Raw genomic sequence first — 460 nt, 5'->3', positions numbered from 1 at the left:
TAATTGCCACGGCCCGACAGCCAATGCAAGTAAATATGTTGGTAGTGGTTTGGTTTGTGCAAAACTGAGTGTTTTCCAACCCGACTTCTCTGCTTGCTCCGACGTTTGTTGGGTATTGGCAAACCCTGAATATTTGCTTGGAATCGTCAAACGAATATTAAACGGCGTTTTAAAACGTGGTTCATCAAATGATGGGAATGACTGGCGTGCACTAATTGCTTCCATTTGCGTCATCACATAAGGTTTACCCTCAAACTCGATTTTATAAATACCATCGAGCTGCTGGTCATACGCCGCATTAAAATCTAGAACGAGTTGATACTGTCCTGCGGGCAAGGTTTTGGCAAATTTAATTTTACTCACCCCATCTATTTCAGAGGCTTGCTCATATTTTGCCTTGGTTTTAATACCCTCTGCCGATGTAATATTCACATCTTTAACCGTTAAATATTTATCATGA

The 460-nt window shown here is 40.9% G+C and carries 1 pseudogene; it reads right to left on the bottom strand.

From position 1 onward, the window contains the following. A pseudogene (locus F7Q96_RS26540) lies at positions 1-460 on the bottom strand (M1 family peptidase); the annotation flags it as partial.

The sequence above is a fragment of the Cupriavidus gilardii genome (assembly GCF_008801915.1).
GTDB classification, from domain to species: Bacteria; Pseudomonadota; Gammaproteobacteria; order Burkholderiales; family Burkholderiaceae; genus Cupriavidus; species Cupriavidus gilardii.
Note: the sequence above shows the minus strand (reverse complement) of the source record. Positions and strands in the feature narration are given on the sequence as shown.